Annotated in this window: 8 protein-coding genes and 5 pseudogenes; 10 read left to right on the forward strand and 3 right to left on the reverse strand. The window is 67.5% G+C overall.

All coding sequences use genetic code 11. The annotated features are described in order from the left end of the window. Positions 1–22: 22 nt before the first annotated feature. Positions 23–466: a hypothetical protein gene (locus ACWD3E_RS41010; RefSeq protein ID WP_451392564.1), complete on the forward strand. Its 444-nt coding sequence runs from the start codon at positions 23–25 to the stop codon at positions 464–466. A 569-nt stretch (positions 467–1,035) separates the two neighbouring features. Further along, on the forward strand, positions 1,036–2,403 hold the full coding sequence (locus tag ACWD3E_RS41015) for a recombinase family protein (protein ID WP_451392565.1): 1,368 nt from the start codon (positions 1,036–1,038) through the stop codon (positions 2,401–2,403). 547 nt (positions 2,404–2,950) lie between these two features. Here ACWD3E_RS41015 and ACWD3E_RS41020 read toward each other — a convergent pair. After that, positions 2,951–3,079: pseudogene (locus ACWD3E_RS41020) on the reverse strand (IS5/IS1182 family transposase); the annotation flags it as partial. Between the two features lie 186 nt (positions 3,080–3,265). Between ACWD3E_RS41020 and ACWD3E_RS41025 the strand changes: the two are divergent. The 3 pseudogenes from ACWD3E_RS41025 to ACWD3E_RS41035 form a co-directional block, all read left to right on the forward strand. After that, positions 3,266–3,490 (forward strand): annotated as a pseudogene (locus tag ACWD3E_RS41025) (IS3 family transposase); the annotation flags it as partial. 187 nt (positions 3,491–3,677) lie between these two features. Beyond that, positions 3,678–3,833, forward strand: a pseudogene (locus ACWD3E_RS41030) (DDE-type integrase/transposase/recombinase); the annotation flags it as partial. 77 nt (positions 3,834–3,910) lie between these two features. Then, positions 3,911–4,141 (forward strand): annotated as a pseudogene (locus tag ACWD3E_RS41035) (IS3 family transposase); the annotation flags it as partial. A gap of 58 nt (positions 4,142–4,199) precedes the next feature. Here the strand turns inward: ACWD3E_RS41035 and ACWD3E_RS41040 are convergent. Further along, a complete protein-coding gene (locus ACWD3E_RS41040; RefSeq protein ID WP_451392566.1) occupies positions 4,200–5,063 on the reverse strand; it encodes a hypothetical protein in 864 nt (287 codons plus the stop codon). 115 nt (positions 5,064–5,178) lie between these two features. On the opposite strand from ACWD3E_RS41040, the gene ACWD3E_RS41045 reads away from it, so the two are divergent. From ACWD3E_RS41045 to ACWD3E_RS41060, 4 genes are all read left to right on the forward strand, one after another. Further along, positions 5,179–9,672 (forward strand): AAA family ATPase, encoded by a 4,494-nt coding sequence (locus ACWD3E_RS41045; protein WP_451392567.1) that lies wholly within the window; start codon positions 5,179–5,181, stop codon positions 9,670–9,672. 343 nt (positions 9,673–10,015) lie between these two features. After that, complete coding sequence (locus tag ACWD3E_RS41050) at positions 10,016–12,034, forward strand: hypothetical protein (RefSeq protein WP_451392568.1); 2,019 nt, start codon at positions 10,016–10,018, stop codon at positions 12,032–12,034. Further along, a complete protein-coding gene (locus ACWD3E_RS41055; RefSeq protein ID WP_451392569.1) occupies positions 12,027–12,986 on the forward strand; it encodes a hypothetical protein in 960 nt (319 codons plus the stop codon). The genes ACWD3E_RS41050 and ACWD3E_RS41055 overlap by 8 nt, the downstream gene beginning before the upstream one ends. Beyond that, positions 12,983–18,355: a DEAD/DEAH box helicase gene (locus ACWD3E_RS41060; RefSeq protein WP_451392570.1), complete on the forward strand. Its 5,373-nt coding sequence runs from the start codon at positions 12,983–12,985 to the stop codon at positions 18,353–18,355. Before ACWD3E_RS41055 ends, ACWD3E_RS41060 begins: the two co-directional genes overlap by 4 nt. Positions 18,356–18,547: 192 nt before the next feature. Here the strand turns inward: ACWD3E_RS41060 and ACWD3E_RS41065 are convergent, their stop codons facing one another. Beyond that, positions 18,548–18,850: a group II intron maturase-specific domain-containing protein gene (locus tag ACWD3E_RS41065; protein ID WP_451392571.1), complete on the reverse strand. Its 303-nt coding sequence runs from the start codon at positions 18,848–18,850 to the stop codon at positions 18,548–18,550. Positions 18,851–18,881: 31 nt separating this feature from the next. Between ACWD3E_RS41065 and ACWD3E_RS41070 the strand changes: the two are divergent. Continuing rightward, positions 18,882–19,978, forward strand: a pseudogene (locus tag ACWD3E_RS41070) (integrase core domain-containing protein). Positions 19,979–20,248: the final 270 nt, after the last annotated feature.

Consider the following 20,248-nt stretch of genomic DNA (forward strand, 5'->3'; position numbering starts at 1 on the left):
TCACCCTTTGAGAGGAAATGCGATGGACAGTGAGCTGGCCGCTCTCGCCGCTTCAGGTGCGACCACCTTGGTCTCGCTCATGGTCACCGACTCCTGGATGCGCGCCCGCGAAGCCGTCGGGCGGTTTCTTACGCGCGTCGGTTCAGACAGCACCGCGATCGCCGACTTAGACACCGACCGAACCCGGCTGCTCGCCGCCGGCATCGCAGACAGCCCGCAAACGACCCGTGAGATCACCAATCAGTGGCATGCCCACCTGCGACACCTTCTGCAGGAAGGCTCCGCAAGCAGCGACGATCTACGCGACTTGCTCACATCCTTGCAGGCCCTCGCGAACGCCCCGGACACACAACCGAACACCGTGCGCAACACCATCACTGGGGGTGTACAGCACGGTCCGGTCATCCAATCCGGCCGGATCACCGGGCTAACCTTCCACGTGCGCCATTCCACCGATCCGGCGTAGGACCGAGCTTGATGAGCCCTCCGCGCTGAGCCGGGCTACCGATCAGCTCGCATGGGACCATCACAACTTCGGCTCTGCCCCGTAAATCGGTGGGCCTCTCCATGCTCACCGAAGTCAGCCCGGTCGAGATCGACATCCAGCACTATCGGGCGGGCCCCTTTGAGCCGTAGATCGTCAAGAAGCCGCAGCGGCGGCTGACCGGCGTCGACGAGATGGTGCTGTCGCTGACACCGGGGCCAGGCCTGGACGAATTGAGCCGCCGGGCCACACGCTCCGGCCCACGCAGGCGGAGCCCTGACACCGCTGGTCTACACGCCGCCCAGGCCACTGGGCTTGGTCCTGCTTTACACAGCGATCTTCACTCGTTCGGGTCAATATTCGGTACTTCTGTGCGGTCGGGCTGCTCTGTCCGGGCACGGCCACGGTAAGGCAAGGCACGACAGCTGAGGGGAGGCGCGATCATGACAGCGCCCCTCCGCCCGGCCGCACAGACCCCCGCCCCCGCTACGGGCCAAACCCTCGTGACGGATTGGGCCCGCAATTGGACTCCCTGTTCCTCCCCCGCCGGCATGCCGGCCGCCAGTGGTCTGCGGTTTGCGTTCTACGGCCGCATGTCGACCGAGGACAACCAGGACCCGGCGACGTCACAGGCCTGGCAACTGTTGCGCGCCCAGGCCCTCGTGTCCGGGCACGGACGGATCGTCGCCGAGTTCTTCGACACCGGGCGCAGTCGCACCGTGCCCTGGGCGCGCCGCCCAGAGGCGGCGGCCCTGCTCGCCGCGATGACCGACCCTGACCGACATTTCGATGCGGTCGTCATCGGCTCCAGTGAACGCGCCTTCTACGGCAACCAGTTCGCGACCATGGCCCCGCTCTTCGACCACTACGGCATCGAGGTGTGGGTGCCCGAGCTGGGCGGCGCGGTGGATCCGCAGACCGCAGGGCAGGAGGAGCTGATGATCCTGCTCGGGATCCTGTCCAAGCGGGAGATCGCCCGCGCCCGGATCCGCACCCGCGCCGCGATGACCGTGCAGACCCGGGACCAGGGCCGATACCTCGGCGGACGCCCACCCTACGGCTACCGCCTCGTCGACGCCGGCCCGCACCCCAACCGGGCCCTGGCGCGCCGCGGCGTACGCCTGCAGCGTCTGGACACCGACCCCGAGTGCGGGCCGGTCGTATCCTGGATCTTCACCCAGCGCCTGGACGGACACAGCGTCGCGCGCATCACCCGCGCCCTGAACGACGCCGGTATCCCCTGTCCGGCAGCCACCGACCCCGTCCGGAACCCGCACCGAGAAGGGCAGCGGTGGGTGCTGAACACGGTCCGGGCGATCCTCGCCAACCCCCGCTACACCGGCCGGCAGGTCTGGAACCGCCAGCGCACCGACCACGACCTTCTCGACCCCGCCAACACCACTCTCGGCCACCGCGACGTCATGCGCTGGAACACCCCCACCGACTGGATCATCTCTACCCGCCCCGCACACCCGGCGCTAGTCAGCGAGTCCGACTTCATCACCGTCCAGAACCTCCGCCCCCACCAGGAAACCACCCCTGGACGTGTCTACCTCCTGACAGGGCTGCTGTGCTGCGGTGTCTGCGGCCGGCGCATGGAGTCCCACTGGACTCACCACCGTCCTGGCTACCGGTGCCGCCACGGCCACACCAGCGCTACCCGGCCCGACCCCGGTCGCACTCCCAACGCCTACCTGCGCGAAGACCAGGTACTGCCGCACCTGCCGGCCCTGCATCTCCGCCTCACCCAGCGCCTAGATCCTCCGGGGTCGGCACCCGTGAGCCGTGACCCGGCGCCGCCGACACCGGCCCAGGCAGTCGCCCACCTGCGCAGCGAGGAGATCACCCTGACCTACGACCCCGCGACCAGAACCCTGACCGCGGACACACCCCAGGCAGAAAGGATCACCATCGGCTGACCGAAGCCACCGAACCGCTGACGAAAGGGAAAAGCCAGGCCGAAGGTACCGCAACGACGAACACCCGCCCCGGCCGGGAGCCGGAAGCGGGTGCCAATGTCCCCTGCCCAGAAACGGGGCGCCGTGGGGTAACTCTGTGTCCGAGGGGGACTTGACGACAGACGATACAGTCGTGGTGGCGCAAGGGCGACTCCCCCTGGGGAACGGAACGTGAGTCATGCAGCTGCCGAGGTCGTCATCCACCCGCCTGGCCGCCCGGATCCGACCAGCGAATTGGACCGTCCGAGGAGGCGTCGGGCCCAGAGAACCCGCGTCACCGGCCTCAGCCACGCCTCCTCAGTGATGTCCACTTCGCTCAGCAGCGTCCGGGCCTGCGGGACTATTCGGTCCCAAGCTCCAAGGAGGTGGGCAGGGATCGGCTTGCTATGCTCGGCTGCTCTTTCATCGCCTCCAGGACCTCATCCCAAGCCTGCCCGTCGCGCCGCCGGCTCAAGAAGTAGATGTCGTAGCTCACCGCGCGATCGCAGACGCTGAGCCTTTTCCAACCTCACCCTGAGCTGGTCAGATGCAGCGTGAGTATCGCTTGGACGAGGTTGGTGATCCGGGCGGTTGAGCATCGGAGTTTGCGTAGCAGTCTCCAGGCTTTGAGGGTGGCGACGGCCTGCTCGACGAGTGAACCTTCCCCTTGATCGTGGACACCTGGAGACTGGGACATGAGGTTCCAAAGGAAGTAGCACCAGGTGGCCGCCGAGCGCGAGGAGCTCAAGCGGCTGCGCAGGCAGAACGCCGAGCAGGCCAAGACGATCGAGGTCCTGCGAAAAGCCGCGGTCTTCTTCGCGAAGGAGAGCGATCGGTGAACGCGATGTACACGTTCATCGAGGCGGAGAAGACCACCCACGGTGTTGCTTTCCTCTGTCGCCTGCTGCAGGTGGCCCGTTCCTCGTTTTATGCCTGGCTCGCCGCGGCGAAGGCCCGGGCCGCGCGCAAGGCCGCCGACCAGGACCTGATCCATGAGATCACCGTCATCCACGTGGCCTCCCGCCATACCTACGGCGTGCCGCGCATCCATGCCGAACTGCGGCGCCTGGGCCGGGCGGTGAACCGCAAACGCGTCGCCCGCCTCATGCGCGAGCACTGCATCCAGGGCTGTCACCCGCCGCAAGCGCCCTTCGCTGACACGGCCGGACAAGAAGGCCAGGCCGGCCCCGGACCTGATCGGCCGCGACTTCCATGCCGAGGTTCCCGGCACGAAACTGGTCGGCGACATCACCGCTCTGCCCACATCCGAGGGCTGGCTCTACCTCGCCTGCTGGCTGGACCTGGCCACCCGCGAGGTCGTCGGCTACTCGATGGCAGACCACCACCGCGCCGACCTTGTCGTCGATGCGCTCAAGATGGCCGCGGGCCGGGGCCGGCTCCGGCCCGGCTGCATAGCGCATTCGGATCGCAGCAGTGAATGCACGAGCAGTCAATTCCGGCGTGAAATAGGCAAGTTGGGTTCCGACAAAGCTGCGGACGCACCGGATCTTGCTTCCACAACGCCGCCGCGGAGAGTTTCTGGGCCCTGCTCAAAGAAGAGATCGGCACCCGCATCTGGCCCGACCGGGTCACCGCCCGCGCTGAGGTCTTCGACTTCATCGAGACGTTCTATAGCCGCCGCCTGCGCAAACACAAGGTCTTCGGCTACCTCACCCCGGCCGAGACCCGGCAACGGCACCAACACGACCTCGCAGCATAGGGATCGAGTGTCCAAGATCACGGGGAAGCTTCAACAGCGGGTCACACCGATCCCCTTGTCAAGCCGTACCTGCCTTGGCAATGGCCTCGACGAGCGCCGGCTTGTCAAGGTAACGGTGGACGTCGTGGGAGGACGGAAACGCGCCATTGTTGACCTCGATGTCCTCGACACCGTCTGCAAGTTGGGCCAGGCCAGCGCAACCGGTCACGAAGTCCTTCGAGGCGTACAGGTTCGTCCACTTCACGTCGGCGGGTACCGTGAGCCGCTCGCCCTCCGAGTGGATGCCCCTGCGTCCGGACAGCCAGCCCAGCGGGGATCCGCACGTCACAAGCATGGTGACGTCCGGAGCCTCACCGCGGCTGAGCATGTCGTAGACCACCACACTGCCCAGGGAGTGAGCAACGACCATGTGCGCGCCCGTTTCAGTCAAGGCCTCAGCAACCGCTGTGCGTACGGCGGCAGCGGTCGCCTCCTTGCGCAGGTAGGCGTGGGCCTCTCGAACGAACCACAGGAGGCGGCCCGTTACACCCTTGCCCATCTTTCGGTCGACGGCCTGGATTCTGCGTACGATCCGGGGTGTCAGCTGGCCCTCCCCGAGGGTCAGGCCTGCCTCGGGTGACTCGTCCTCAACAGCGGAGGGCGCGTAGGCGGCCAGCGCTTCGAGGATGAAGGCCTCTTCATCCTCGTCAATGAGCGTGTCATGGAATGGGAGTTCGACTTCCGGACCACCGAGCCGTACGAACCGGGTGGGTGTCCGCGGGAAGACCGCTTGGTAGGACGGGACAGTGACCATGACTCCCGCCCCTCCGACCGGAGCAGCTGCCAGCGTCTCGTCGATAGTGGCCTGCCAGCTTGCGCTCAGCCCTGCCGTCGTCGCGCCCGAGCCCTGCTTGATTCCGTGCACTCCGACGATCTGCAGCATGCTCTTGCTTCCCCCCGTTCGCCGTCCTCTGCCTGTCAGTTGGCTGATCGTAGCCAGATCCCGCGACCGCCCGTACAGCCCGGGTTAGGCTGACGTCGCCGAGCAGGGGGACGGGTTGAGCGCGGAGGAACTGGACGGCATCGTTCGCAGGCGGCTGGTAGTCGTCTCGGTCGACGGCTACGAGGACGGGCAGGAAGGCTTCAAGGAGGGCATCGCCGCCCAGGTGGAACGGATCACCGGGTGGCTGGCCGATCCCGCGCTGGGGGACGACCGGCGCTTCGAGGTAGTGCAGGCGGAGCACTCGCCGCGTTCCGTGGACGACCTGCGTGCCTTCCTCCACCGCCAGAACCTGGCAGCGGCCAGTTACAAGGAAGCCGTCATCGTGTACATCACCGGCCACGGAACGCGCCGCCTCGCACAGCGCCACTACCTGATGCTTCCGGAGACAAAGGAAGAACGGCTGCTGGCAACAGGGTTCCCCACGAGCGAGCTGATCACCGCAGTCCTGGACAGCCAGTCCGAGCACGTCATGGTGCTCGTCGACTCGTGCCACGCCGGCACGCTCCGCGCCGAACTCACCAGCCTGTTCCAGGATCTGTCCGACGAACGCCACAGCCACAAGGGCACCGCCGTCGTCACAGCTGGCGACCACTACGAGAAACCCTTGGTGGGCTCCTTTACGCGGCGCGTCGCCATGGCCTGCGAGCGGATGCGGGACGAGGCCTCCGGCTACACCGGATCCCACTTGTCGTTCGCAGAGTGGGAGCAGCTCCTGCACCAGGTGGGCCTGGACGAGGAGGGCCTGGAGAAGGAGCTAGTCAGCGCCGAGTGGATCGTGCCGCACTCGCGGGGCCGCGCCCCGAGTGCCTGTCTGCCCAACCCGCGCTACCAGCCTGTGGAGGGTGCGACAAGTCCCGCGCTTCGTCAGCTCACACTCGGGTCCCGCTCCCTGGAGGAGTTCTGGCTGGAGCGGGCTTCGGGGCGGACTGAGTCGGACGATCCCGGCTGGTACTTCAGCGGGCGAGCCATGCCGATGGCGCGCATAGTTGCCTTCGTCCGGGAGAGTACGGGTGTCCTCCTGGTGACCGGAGCCGCAGGCTCGGGAAAGTCGGCTCTCCTGGCGCGGCTCGTTACCCTGGCCGATGCGGGCTTCAGCGCCGACCCGAATTACGCGTCCGTGGTGGCGGGCATCCCGGACAGGCTGCGGCCCGAGCCCGGCGCAGTCGACGTCGCCGTCTTGGCCCGGAACAAAAGTGCGCGAGTGGTGGTAGACGAACTGCTGTCCGCGCTCGATGGCGCCCCCGACGGCGGTGAACTCCCCTTGCAGACCCTGCTTCGCCTGCTGGCCGAGCGGGGCTCCTCCAGCGCCGTCGGCCCAGCTGGTTCCGTCAACATCGTCATCGACGCACTGGACGAGGCCGATGACCCGCTCGCCTGCGTAGGCGACGTCATCCTCCCGCTTTCCCGGCTGACCAAGGCCGACGGCACCGGGCGGGCCGTCCGCCTCGTGGTCGGCGTCCGCAGTTCGCCCGCAGCCATGTACGCGTCCGGGACAGCCCTGCGCGACGAACGAGCGGACCAGCTGCTCCGGAAGCTGGCAAACGCACTGCACACGGAGGATGTCGCTATGCAGATCCTGCGCACCGACGGCCCCGACTGCACCGCTGACATCACTGCCTATACCGCCGCCCTGTTGTGCGCCCCGCAGACCAGCCCCTATCACGGACATCCGGAGGCCGCCGAAGAGACGGCACGACACATCGCGGAAGCGGTCGCGCCTTCATTCCTCGACGCCCGGATCGCTGCCGACCAGCTGAGGACAGCCGAAGTCCGTCAGAGTCTCGGCGAGGCGGGCTGGCTGAGGCGCCTCGCCGACGGCACCACCGGACTTCTGCGCGAGGACGTCCAGGCCGTAGCCACCGCTACGGGAGTCAGTGCCGGCCTGCTGGTCACCGCCTTGCGCGCGACCGCGTTCGCGCCTGGGGCCGGACTGCCGTGGGCTGAGGTCTGGCCCGCCGTCACAGCCGCGCTGGCCTCCGAGGAGTACGGTCCCGAATACGCGGACACGGACGCGGCCGACCACGCCATCCGCACCCTCCGGTCCGGCCGCCTCACCGGCTACCTCGCCACCGCCGAAGAGGATGCCCGTACCGTCTACCGCCCCGTACATCAGCGGCTGACCGACGTGCTGCTGACCGGACACAGCTGGCTGTCGGCCCCAACCCCTCCAGCGGCGACTGCAGAGAGGCCGCACGTACACACGGCGGCGCATGCCGCGATCACCCGTGCCCTCGCAGAGCTGGTGGAGCGCGCCCGGCCGCACCCAGCGCATCCGTACGCCCGCAGGCACTTCCTGCACCACGCGTCGGCCGCTGGCATCCTGACCGACCGTGAGGTGCCGCTGGAACTTCTCGCCCAGGAGACCTCCGGGACCCTCCGTGCCCGCCTCGCACTGCCACTTCCCGCTTGGGACCCTGAACGGCGAAACCTGACTGCGGCGGCCCTGATCGAGCCGTACGCCGACGCGGACACGGACTACGCCTCACGTCTGGGCAGCATCGCCTTCCACCGCGGCGTACGGGGCTGCAGCAGGAAACCCGGCCTGCGGGCCAACGCGCTGGGCGGGCTGCCGGTGACGCCGTTGTGGGGGAGGTGGGCAGCGCGCGTGAACGTACTGGCACCGGCCCCGGGGCAGACGAACGCTATATGCGTGGTTCCGACACTGGACGGGCGCCAGCTGATCGCCGTCGCAGCGCAGACAGGCGGCGTCCGGATCTGGGACGCCAGGACGGGCAGGCATGTCGCGGACCTGGACACGGGACCAGTGCACCGCCTGCGCACCATCCTGGCGACCGGCGGGCGCACCTTCCTCGTCACAGTGGGACGGCAGGACGTGCGGATCTACGATCCGGCCTCGGGGCAGTCCATCGCGCAGACACCACTGCCCCGCACCCATGATGTGCATGTCCTGGCGGATGGTCCCGCCCTGTGGAAGCTGTGCGTCCTGACCAGTCGCGGCGCCTTCGTGTGGAGGCCACGCGCGAACAAGCTCTTTGAGGCCCCTGGATTCCCGGACGACATCACCCGGGAGTACGACCGCGTACAGGCGTCTTCCCGCCGACTGACCGCAGTGGTCCGCCGCAGGAGTGGTGAGGCTCTGGTCGCCATCCGCTGCGAGGACGGAATCCGTCTCTGGGACCCGGTGTCGGGCATGATGGCCGGTCCCTCCTTCGGAGGCGGCCAGGTGTCGGGTGTGGTGACTGTCGCCCGGCCGGACAAATCTGACGACGACCTGCTGATCGCCGAATCGCCCAATCCCCTGGTCCCCCTGCGGGTGTGGGACCCCTTCAGCGTTCAGCAGGTGGCGTGTTCCAGCGAAGGCGGTAGCAACTCAGCGGCGGGACCTGGAGGGACGGCGTTCGCCTATCTCGCGCGCGGCCACATCATGCTGCAGGGCCTCGGCACTGATTCCGTGCGCTCGTTCGACGCTGACATCGCGTCCGTGGACGCCCTGGCAGTCCTTGAAGATCCCGCCGGCCCACGGGTGGTGTCGGCTGGCCCGCAGGGCATCAGGATATGGGATCCCGGCTTCGACGGGCCGCTCTACGAGGAGGGGCTGGCGGAGTCGGTGTACCGCGGACCCTCGCTGGACCGGCACCGTCGGCGTGCACCCACGTGGTCTGTGTGCAGGTCGCTTCTGCCCGCCATGGGTGAGACCCCGGGAGGCGATGTCCTCGTCCTCGCGACCCGAAGCGGGCTCGACGTCCACAGCGCCACGACGGGAACGCTGCTAAAGCGCATCGGGACCGGCCTTGTCAGTCAGGTCCTGCCGCTTGTCCCCGCCGATGCTCGGGTGGCGGTCAGCGACCCGAAGGGCGACTTGTCCATCTGGGATCTCACGTCGGGCAATATGGTGTTGACGGGCCGCAAGGACCTGTCCCACTCGGTTCTGTCCTCATGTGTCGCTTGGACGGCCGAGGGCCTGGCAATGTCTGTTTCCATGGGTGCGACAGGCCACATCAGAGAACTCACTTCAGTCGTTCTGGACCACGAGGCCGGGCGATCCACCGCCAGTACGGTCCTGCTCAGTGCCGACATCGGCGAATCATCCGTCCACCTGCTGGGAGCCCTGCCCCCTTCGCCCACCGGCGAAGTCACCGTCGTGGCGGGCGTCGGCCATGAGCTCGTGCTCATCGACGTAGCCTCCGGACGTCGCACCGGCACCCTGCCCCGCTGGAACCACAGGGGTGGTCACGGCAGCGTCCTGTGTAGCCTGCCCGGGGACAGCGGCCCGCTCCTGGTGATGTCGAACGGTACCCACATCGGTGTCTGGGACGTGGCCACCCGGACCCAAATCACCACCTGGGAGACCCCGGACACCTTCTCCATGACCGGCCTGCCCGTGCCCGACGGCCGTACGCTGCTGGTCTCAGGAGGCGCCAGCGGCGTCAGGATCTGGGACCCGCGGACGGGCCGCCTTGTCTACACCCTCATGACAGGCGCCCCGGTCCACGGCATCGCTACGGGCGAACTGCGCTCGGGCGTCGTGCTCCACCTCTACGGTCCCGCAGGCCTGGCAACCCTGTCGGTTGACACCAGGCTCCCATGACGGGCCATTGGCCGCCCCCCGGATGGCGCGATACCGCTGGAGGTGAGGCTGGAAAGCTCTTGTATAGCTGAGGAAACTTGCTCATTATCCACTGCCACGACGGCATCCACAGGCGCTTTGAACAATCGCATGAGCCGCCTGGCTTCATCTCCCACTCAGAAACCCGTTCACTATGAACAGGTGGCTGCGAGATGATAAATGTGGGGCGTGTTGTCTGCTCAGCAGCACGGTTTCGTGAGGTGGGGGAGCTTTCCATGCACGTGCGCGCGGTTGTTGTGCTGCCTTCGCGAAGCCGGGCGGCAGGCTCAGCCGCTGAGGTCGGCCCCTGTCACGGAGCAGGCCGATGAGTACGCCGTCCGGTAATCAGCCGAACAACTACTGGGCTGCATTCGAATGGTGGCAGGACCGCCTGGCCAGTAAGTTCTTCGGTGAGGACCGCAGGGATACTCCGGTCCTTTTCTTCATCGACAACACAGAACTGCGCGCCCTTCAGGACGATGACGACGTCGAAGTCCTCGGCACCGCGGTAAGCTCCGTCCTCGCCTGGCACGGAAACCCGTACACGCCGGTCGTCGAGCGCTGCCGTAGATGGAGGCGCGGGAAGCGTGAGGATCCGCCCCCCTGCCTGCCGCTCCTTGCTGCGGCCGTCCTGGCGGCTGCCAACATGCAGCGGAACGAAGCGGGACCCGGGGCTCCCGCGTACTACGCGCGCCTCGCTGAAGTCCTCCAGCCCTCCTGGGGCGGTGATCAGCACCGGAAGCCGCTGGAAAGCCACTATGCCGCCGTCGTTGACCAGTGGCGCTACCTGGACCAGTGGCTCCGGGAAAAGGCCGGGACGCGTGGCCTCAGCACGATCAAAGAGAACCCCACTTACCGCAAGATTGGCTACGCTCAGTCCCAGGCGCTGGTCAGGGCCTCCGACCACGCGGCCCTGATCCGGTTCTTCCAGGCATCCCACCTGTCCCCCGGGGAGCCGGTGGACGGCGCGCGGCTGCTGGAGAAGCTCAAGAGGTGGAGCGTCATCAACCCAAAGGGCCTCTCCCAGAGTCTTCGCCAGGCGCTTCATTCCCAGATCGAGAGCCGTCTCTTGGAGCCCCTGCTGGCCACGCTGCTCGAAGGCTGGGACGGGACCACCGCGCAAAGCCGTATCGATGGCGGCCTGCTCCCCGTGCCGCTGCGCGTGGTACTCGAAGAGGACTTCACGGGGTGGGAGGTGCGCTGGCACGCGGAGGCCGTGCCCGGGGTGGACCGCGACTGCCTCCAGCACCCCGGTGGATTACTGGAACTCGCTTCGGGCGCCGGGGATCAGGCGTACACACTCTCGGGGTCGATACCCGATCCGGCGCAAGCTCTCCGGTACGGGCTCACCGCACGCGGGACGAAGACTGTCATGCGGATCGACAGTGGACGCGATGTCCTGGCCCTGCGCGAAGACCCGGTAGCCGGAGGCTGGACGGAGACGGACGTGCTGACCGTCTTCGAGCGCTACGTGTTCCTGTTCACCCACTCCGGCCAGAGTCGGCTCCGAAGCCTCCTGTCTGATACCGGCCATCAGTGGTACAGCCCTGAAGCCACCCCGCTTCAGGGCTGGCAAGCCACCTCCGAGCTGCAGTTCAGCGACGAGCCAGCGCTCACAACCGCTCTGTCACGATCCGGCATTCAGAACATCCGCCACGTCCCGGGCCGTCGCCTGAGCTTGCGCAACGGACTGCGCCTAAATCCGGAATGGCACCACCGTTCGCTGTTCCTGATGGGCGGGGAGCCAGATTTGATGGTCCCTCAGGAGTTGCGCGAGCCCGGACAGGTCTCGCTGGACGGCCAGGCCCTCGCCGTCCCTTCCGACGGCCTGGTGGTGTTACGCGGGAGAGGCCTGCCCCCAGGCCGTCACGTGCTCACCGCCGGCAGCGCGGAAACCGACTTCTACCTGGAGCAGATGGCGGAGCCTCAGCCAGGCCCTCCGGTCGACTCTGCTCCCGGTACGACCTCCCGCACCACTGCCGTCCCGCTGGGGGGAGACGCGCGCTTCCTGACAGCACGAGGACACTTCCTCACGATCCGACGTCCGCGCGAGCCCGCCTGGTGGAAGACCCGCGCCACCGTCCTCTGTGGCGGCGGAACAGCATGCGTGCCGGTCCCGCCCGACGCCGTGTGGCTAGTGGTCATTTCCGCAACCGGGGCACCCGCTGTCACCTTGCTACGGCCACAGGATCCGGACTTCGCGACCCTGAGCCGGGCCGCCAAGGACTTCTGGAAGGAGATCGTTCTCTTCAGCCTGACAGGGGTCCCCCACGCCGCCCTGTGGAAGCGCTACCGGGAAGCAGCCCTGAGCCAGTTCCCGCAAGGGGGATTCACACGTGTTTGACCCGGACCTCTTCATCTCCTGGCTAGCGGAGCAGGGCACCGGATCCCTTCGTACGCTCATCCGCGACGCCTCATGGGCCAGCGGCCACGAAAGGAAGCCCGTCACCCAGTGGCTCAGCCGCATCGAGGCGCTCGGCGCCGTCACCATCGACTGGCGCGGTGGCCAGTGGCACACGAACCCTTGCGAGGTCACCGACCTACCCGGGAACACCCAGACCGCCGTGCTCACCGGTGCCCGGCCCGCGAGCCGGGGCTTCTACGAGAAGAAAGGCGCGGTGGCCATGCCGCAGCAGCCTGAGCAGACCGGGATACCGCTGCCAGTGGCCCTGTGGCTGCAATACACGGAGCGGTCCCACCTCCACGAGTTCGCCGCGGCTGTCACTGCCGAGGTCGTACCTTGTGCGGCTGAGTCTGCTGCCCGGTCCCTCAGAGCGTTCGCCCTGGGGCCGGAGACAGCTTCCCCGGCCCGCGACAGCCCGGCCGAGATACTCGACCCCAGCACCGGCCAGTTCCGACCCGTAGACCTCATCGGCCGCAAACCGGTACCCGGCCTGTACAAGTACAAGCAGTTCGGCCGGAGAGAGCGCTACGCGCTCCTGCGCGAGCCTCCCCGCCAGACGGCGCCGGCCCTCCACGCCCCCGTCCCTCCCCCGGAATGGACCTGGCACAGCGTCGACCGCAGGGCGGGCATCCATTACGCCCTCCGCCCCTCAGCACTCCCCCTGCGCTGGAAAGCTGATCATCCCGTTCCCGGGCCCATAGGGCGCAACGCTCTGGGGCGCCTGACCGCCGATCGCAGAGCCCCCCTGCCATTGGCCCAGGAGCGTGCTGCTGTCCTGTGCACGGGGCTCGCGAGCCTGCGCACGGCGGACACGGAGCACTACGACGGAGTCCCCCTGTTCGTCGCCGACCGCATCGCCCGCACTCTGCAACGCCGTCTGGAGAGCACATGAGCACGCCCCTGCCCGGCCTGGACGCCTTCACCACGCACAAAGCCCTGGTCGAGGCCTACCTGCGCTACTACGACACAGCCTTCCGGCTGCGCGACGACGCCCTCCAGGCCGAGCGCCGAGCCCTGCTCGACCAGCCCGGCGGAGTCTTCGCCGACCCCTTCGTCGAACTCCGTCCCGAGTACGCCCTCACGGGGCACAGCATCTCCGAGTCGGCCAAGGCCGCCGGAGCCCCCAACGAACTTGCGTCATTCGCCGAACGCGGGCTCTTCCAGAAGGACATGCAGCTCTACACCCACCAAGAACGGGCTCTGGCGAGCACCATGACCGCCGGGCGCAACGCGGTGATCACGGCGGGCACCGGAGCCGGGAAGACCGAGGCGTTCCTCCTGCCCATCCTGGCCGATCTGCTGCGCGAGTCACGGGATTGGAAGGGCGACCCCGCCGTACCCAGCCGTTGGTGGGAGCGGGCTTCAGCGGAATACCGCCCTCAGCGGGAGGCCGAGACCGGGCACCCCTCAGCAGTCCGGGCGATGATCCTCTACCCGATGAACGCACTCGTCGATGACCAGCTCGTCAGGCTCAGGCGCGCCCTGGACAGCGACCTGGTCCGCGAATGGCTCAACGAGTACCGGCAGGGCCACCGCTTCTACTTCGGGCGGTTCACCGGCAACACTCCCGTCACCGGGCGCCCGGACCAGAACTTTGCCGTCGACGAGCTGCGTACTTATCTGAAGGCCACCTCCGCCCGCGGCGAACGGGCCCGCAAGGCCGCCGCGGAGAAGGGAAAGGAGGAGATCCGCTACTTCGCCCCCCGCCTGGACGGGGCCGAGATGCGCAGCCGGTGGGACATGTACCACGCATCCCCCGACATCCTGATCACCAACTACTCCATGCTGAACGTGATGCTCCAGCGCAGCCGCGACGAGGACTTCTTCCGCAGCACTGCACAGTGGCTGGACTCATACGACGACGCCCGCTTCACCCTGGTGCTGGACGAGCTCCACATGTACCGCGGGACGCAGGGCACCGAGACCGCGTACCTCATCCGCAATCTCCTGCACCGGCTCGGCCTGAGCCACCGCCCCGAGAAACTCCGCATCCTCGCCGCGTCCGCCTCACTGGACGAGACGCGGGACACGGACCGCCGCTTCCTTCAGGAGTTCTTCGCCGCGGACGAGGACTCCTTCCATTTCATTCCCGGCGAGGCCGCGCCCCGTGCCCAGGCGCCCGAGGACATCTCCGAGGCGGCTGCCAGGCTGGCGGAGTACTCAAGCACTGAACCCGACCCGGCTGAGGCCGCCCATCTGCTCGCCACGACCCGCGCGGCGGACGCACTGGCCAGTGCACTCGGCTCTGGATCAAACACCCCCTCCGCCCCCTCGATGGCCGCCGCTTCCCTGGCCAGGAAACTCTTCCCTGCCAGCAGCGGGGAAGAGGCCAACCTGGCCCTGCACGGGACAGCGGCTGCCATCCGCGCCGCGGCGAGCGCCGGAATTAGCGGTCTGCCCCGTATCCGCATCCACCTCTTCTTCCGCAACGTGGCGGGCATGTGGGCTTGCACCGACCGCCAGTGCCCCGAGGTCCCCACCGCTTTCCAGAACCCCGCAAGGTCCGTCGGCAGGATCTACTCGGTGCCGCGCACGTCCTGCGACTGCGGCGCTCGCGTTCTGGAGCTGCTCTACTGCCAGTCCTGCGGCGAGGCGATGTTCGGCGGCTACGCCCCTCAGAACGCCACCGGAGGCAATCTCTTCAATTCTGTCCTGCTCCCCGACAGTCCTGATCTCTCCCGGGTCCCCGACCAGACGGGCAAGGACCGCACGGCGGCCAACTATGTCGTCTACTGGCCGTCCACCAGGCCCCAACGCGCCGACGACGACGCCGAGTGGAGCGCGGACAAGGGCAGTGTCACGTTCGCCTTCCGGCGCAGCGTCTACGATCCAGCCAGCGGGCACCTGCGCAACCGGGAAGTCGGCTTCACTGGCTGGAGCTTCCACGTGAGTACTCCTGCAGACAAGAAGACCGGCCAGTCCAGGATCGCCCTCTCCTCTCTCCCACCCTTCCCTACCCGCAGCCCCTGCTGCGGAGCAGATTGGGAACGTCGCTACACCAAGGACGGCACGCTCAGGCCCATCACCGACCCCGCACGGCTGACCTCGTCCGTACGGACGATGAGGACCGGTTTCGAGAAAATCAACCAGGTGCTGTCGGACGAGCTGGCCGAGCAGTTCGCCGACCCAGCCGACCGCAAGCTGATCGTCTTCACCGACAGCCGACAGGACGCCGCGAAGCTCTCCGCGGGCATGGAACTGCGCCACTACCAGGACCTCGTCCGTCTCCTAGCCCTGGACGAACTCGGAAAGTCCACCGCTGCCGCCGAAGACGTCGCCATCGTCCGTAATGCGCAAGGAGCGCAGTCAGCAGAGAGCGCCGACGCCATCAAACGCCTCCGCACACGAAACGAGAGCGATCTGAACGCCCTCCGGCTGGCCCTGCTGGACGGCGACGAACCCGCTGCGGCCGCGGCGGGAGCACGGCTCTCCTCCCCCCCGACACTCGACTCCCTGGCCAAGGTGCACGTCAACACGCGCCTGCTCTCTCTAGGAGTCAACCCCGCCGGCCCGAAACCGAGTGTGCAGCGTGTCGGGGACCAGTCCTGGCACGAGCTCTTCGACTGGGAGCAGCAGCCCCCCACGCTCCGCGCAAACACTTCAGAGGCGGCGCAGGCCGCACTCAGCTCTGAGGACGGACTCCTGGAAAACACTCTCGAAGCACTGTTCTCCGGCGCTGGCCGCGACATCGAGTCGCTCGGCCTGGGATCGGTCACCCCGGCATCGGCCACACCCGACCGCGACGGGCTCGGCCACGCGAGCCTGCGAATCCTCGCCGAACTCCGTCGCTTCACCAGCCTCCGCGAAGGCAGGGACAAGCCCCCGGCACGACTCAAGGAGTTCTGGGCAGGCGTCGCCGAACACCAGGGCATGCACCCCGACGACGTACAAGCTGCGGCGGAAGCCGCCTGGGGCAGCGGCACCGTACGCGAATACCTCATCGATCCCAGGAAGACGGCCGTTCAACCCTCCCCCGGCCACTCCTGGACGTGCACCCACTGCGGACGTCGGCACCTCACACCGAGCGCCGGAACCTGCACACGGTGCCGCAGCCAGCTACCGGCCCAGCCAGTGCCCGACGCACGTCCCGAAGCCACCGACTACTACGCCTGGAAGGCCGCCAGCGGCCGCGCCGCTTTCCGCCTGAACTGCGCCGAACTGACGGGCCAGACAGATCGCCTCGACGCCCAGTCCCGCCAGGCCCGCTTCCAGCAGGTCTTCCTCAGCGACCCGCCCGAAATCCCACTCGTGCACGAGATCGACCTCCTGTCGGTCACCACCACCATGGAAGCCGGCGTAGACATCGGGCCACTCTCCGCCGTCCTGATGGCCAACATGCCGCCGAGCCGCTTCAACTACCAGCAAAGGGTCGGACGCGCCGGCCGCCGATCCTCTCCTGTGGCAGCCGCCCTCACAGTCTGCCGGGGGCGCAGCCACGACGAGCACTACTTCGCAAACCCCTCGTCCATCACCAACGACCCCACGCCCCCGCCCTACCTCACCCTCGAGCGTCCAGAGATCTTGCAACGGGCCATGGCTGCCGAGGTTCTGCGGCTCGCATTCCGCGGCCTCGACACCTATGGCGGCTCAGGCAGCGTGCACGGCGAGTTCGGCAAGGCCCGGGACTGGACAGCCGCCCTGCCTGCCGTACGGGACTGGCTCGACCAGCATGGCAGCGTTCTGTCCGCGACGGCACAGGCCCTCACTGCCTTCACCCCGCTCCAGTCCACCGACGTCCTGGGCAGCCAGTGGCGGGACAACCTGCTGCGGCGCATCACACAAGTAGCTGCCGAGCCCACGGGCGCCGAAGAGCTCAGCGAGCGGCTCGCGCACGCCGGCGTGCTGCCCATGTTCGGCTTCCCGACCCGTGTCCGGCAGCTCTACCTGGACGTCCCTCAGAAGAGGTTCCCCTGGCCGCCCGGTGGCACCATCGACCGGGACATCGCCATGTCCGTCTCCCAGTTCGCACCGGGCAGCGAGGTGGTCAAAGACGGCAAGGTGTACACCGTCACCGGCGTCACCGAATTCGAGCCCGTACCCCCCAGGCCAAAGCCCATCGCGGAACCACTGGAACACCCCCGGACCGTGGGCCTGTGCCGCGTCTGCAACCACGTGGAGAAGACGCCGTCCAGCAGCGACGTCCTCTGCCCGACGTGCAAGACTGACGACTATCACATCGTTGACCTGCGGGAACCCGCCGGGTTCCGCGCCAGCCCGCCGCGTGACTTCGACGGTGTCTTCGCCTGGACGCCGGTCACCGTCTCGTCCCGGGCAGCCGCGGACCTCTCGGCCCTCCGCTTCACCCCCTGGGAAGGAGCACACGTCCACTCCGGACCGGGCGAACGGTACATCATCAACGACAACAACGGCGACCTGTTCTCACTACGCCGTGCATCAGGCCCCTGGGGCGGCTACCTCACCAGCAGGGGCTCAAGCTACGGCGACCCGGTACAGGTGGCCCTAGGCGCCGTCCTGCCCACGGATTTCTTCTTCCTCGGCCCTGTCTCCGCCGTCGACAAGGACCACGGCTACCGGCTCAACCTTACTCCCGCCGCCCCCGCCTACGGCGGGGACATCAGCCAGGGCAGGCGGGCCGCCTGGTACTCGCTCGCGTTCCTCCTGCGCAGCGCAGCCGCCCACTTCCTGGACGTCGGCCGCCAGGAACTGCTGGCCGGAATCCACCCCGGACCACACCCGGACGGCCCTGTTACCTACGCGTTCCTGGCCGATGCCCTGGAGAACGGCGCGGGATTCAGCACTCACCTCGGCAGTCCGCGGGTCATCGCCAACTTCATGCAAGCGGTCCATACCTACCTGGACACCCTGCGGGAGACCGAGCACGCAGCCGTCTGCACCTCCTCGTGCCCCCGCTGTCTGCGCGACTACTCCAACATGGCCTACCATCCCCTGCTCGACTGGCGGCTCGCCGGCGACCTGCTGACCGTCCTCTCCGGCGGTCTCGCCAGCACCTCCGCCGACCGCGCCCGCCAGTCGTTGACCGGCCTTCAGAAAATGCTGAAGGGCAGCCTCCTCAACGGGGATCTGCCCGGGCTGGTCTTCACGCGCGGGAACCTGCGGCACGCTGTGGTGGCGAAGCATCCGCTCCACATGTGCGAAAAGGACTCGGTGAGCACCGACCTCCAGCCCGCCCTGGCAGCTGCGCTGGAGTACACGCAAGACGCAGGCCGGATCGTCGTCGCCGACTGGTTCACCCTGGAGAAGGGCCCGATGCAGATCGTCGAGCAGCTCCAGAGACTCTGAGTAGGGTCGGGGACTGGCGCGGTGGCTTCCGCTCCGTTTCCAGCCCCCGCCGTGCATGCAGTTCTCCCGCACACGGCTTTCCGACATCGTTCTCCGGCTGGCATGCGCCGTTGCCTTGTGCACGATTCCGGTAAGACGGTAGACACCGAGCCGGGTGATCCACCCATAAGTAAATCGGGTGGTCCAGTTCCTTCACGCAAGTCTGTGTTTCGCGCTGGCGAAGATCGCCAGCCGTTCGTGGACATAGTGGTCGACCACGTCGAACTTCCGTCCGGAGTTCCCGTTACGGAAGTACGCCGCCCAGCCCCGCAGGACCGGGTTGAGATCGGCGACCACGGCGGATACCGGCCGCTCAGTCCTCGAACGAGCGGTCGCCGCGCGGACTTTGTCCTGCAGTACCCTGCCCTTGCCGGAAACCTCATCCGCCCAGGTGGGAGCCAGTGTGCACGGTGCGAGGGTTCTCGAGCACGGACGCTCGAATCGGTACTCTCGCACGGCTGAAGATCACCCGGCGTGATGGCCCATCGTGCAGCTGCGACTGGCTTACCTGACCGTGACGAACGCCTTCGCCGTGCTGCGCCTCCTGCCCATGAGCGACCGGGACAAACACGCGGAGATCCTCGCCCTGCGCCACCAGATCACGGTCTTAAAGGGCCAACTCGGCGGCGAGAAGGTGCGGTTCTCACCGAGCGATCGCGCGTTCTTGGCGGCGTTGCTGCACCGCTTTCCCTCGCAGGTGCTACGCAGGATACAGCTGGTGGTGCGTCCGGACACGGTGCTGCGCTGGCACCGCGATCTGATCGCACGCCGACACGCTGCGCGCTCCCGGCCCCGCCGCCCGGGAAGGCCGCGGACCGTGCGCTCCATCCGGCTGTCGGTGCTGCGGCTTGCCCGCGAGAACTCCCACTGGGGGTATCGCCGTATCCACGGCGAACTCCTCGTTCTGGGTGTCACTGTGGCTCCCTCCACTGTCTGGGAGATCCTCCAGGAAGCCGGGATCGACCCCGCACCCGAACGAGCTTCAAGCACGTGGGCTGACTTCCTGCGCTCCCAGGCCGACGCCCTGCTGGCGTGCGACTTCCTGGAAACGGTCACCTTGCCAAGGGCACGGCTGTACGTATTCGCGGTGATCGAGTACGCCAGCCGCCGGATCCGAGTCCTCGGCGCCACCGCGCACCCCACCGCCACGTGGGTCGCTCAAGCCGCGAAGAACCTTGTCATGGACCTCGAAGATTCCGGCACCCGGGCCAGGTTCCTGATCCGGGACCGGGACCGGAAGTTTCCCTCCCTGTTCGACGCCGTCCTCAACAATGCAGGGATCGAGGTAGTACTCAGCGGAGTACGGATGCCGCGCATGAATTCGATCACGGAACGCTGGGTGCAGACCTACCGACGCAAGATCCTGGACCGCACCCTGATCTGGAACCAGCGACACCTGCTCCACGCGCTACGCGAGTTCGAAGACTTCTACAACTCCCACCGGCCCCATCAGGGCATCGTCAACGCCCGCCCGCTGCACCCCTTGCCAATACCGATCACCGATCCAGAAATGATCACCACCCTGGCATACGACGACGCCAACGACTCGGTGGCATCCTCAACGAGTACCAACATGCCACCTGAACTGGACGGATGACACTTTCGGCAGGCGCACCGCCCCGCCGCCCGACGCCTCAAGTGATCAATTTGCCGGACGGTCTTACGAGTTGGTGCGTGATAGTGGATGGGCATGCTCGTGTGGTGAGAGGCATGGTCGATCGGGCAGTGTTGGCGCATCCGTTGTTCACGGGCGTCTCGATGGCTCATCTCGCGTCGTTGGTTGAGGAGTTGGCCCGCCCGTGGGCAGCTGCGGTGGAGGGGCGGCGTTTCCAGCAACGGGGCGGTGTGAGGAGA

It is taken from the genome of Streptomyces sp. NPDC002676, from assembly GCF_053592455.1.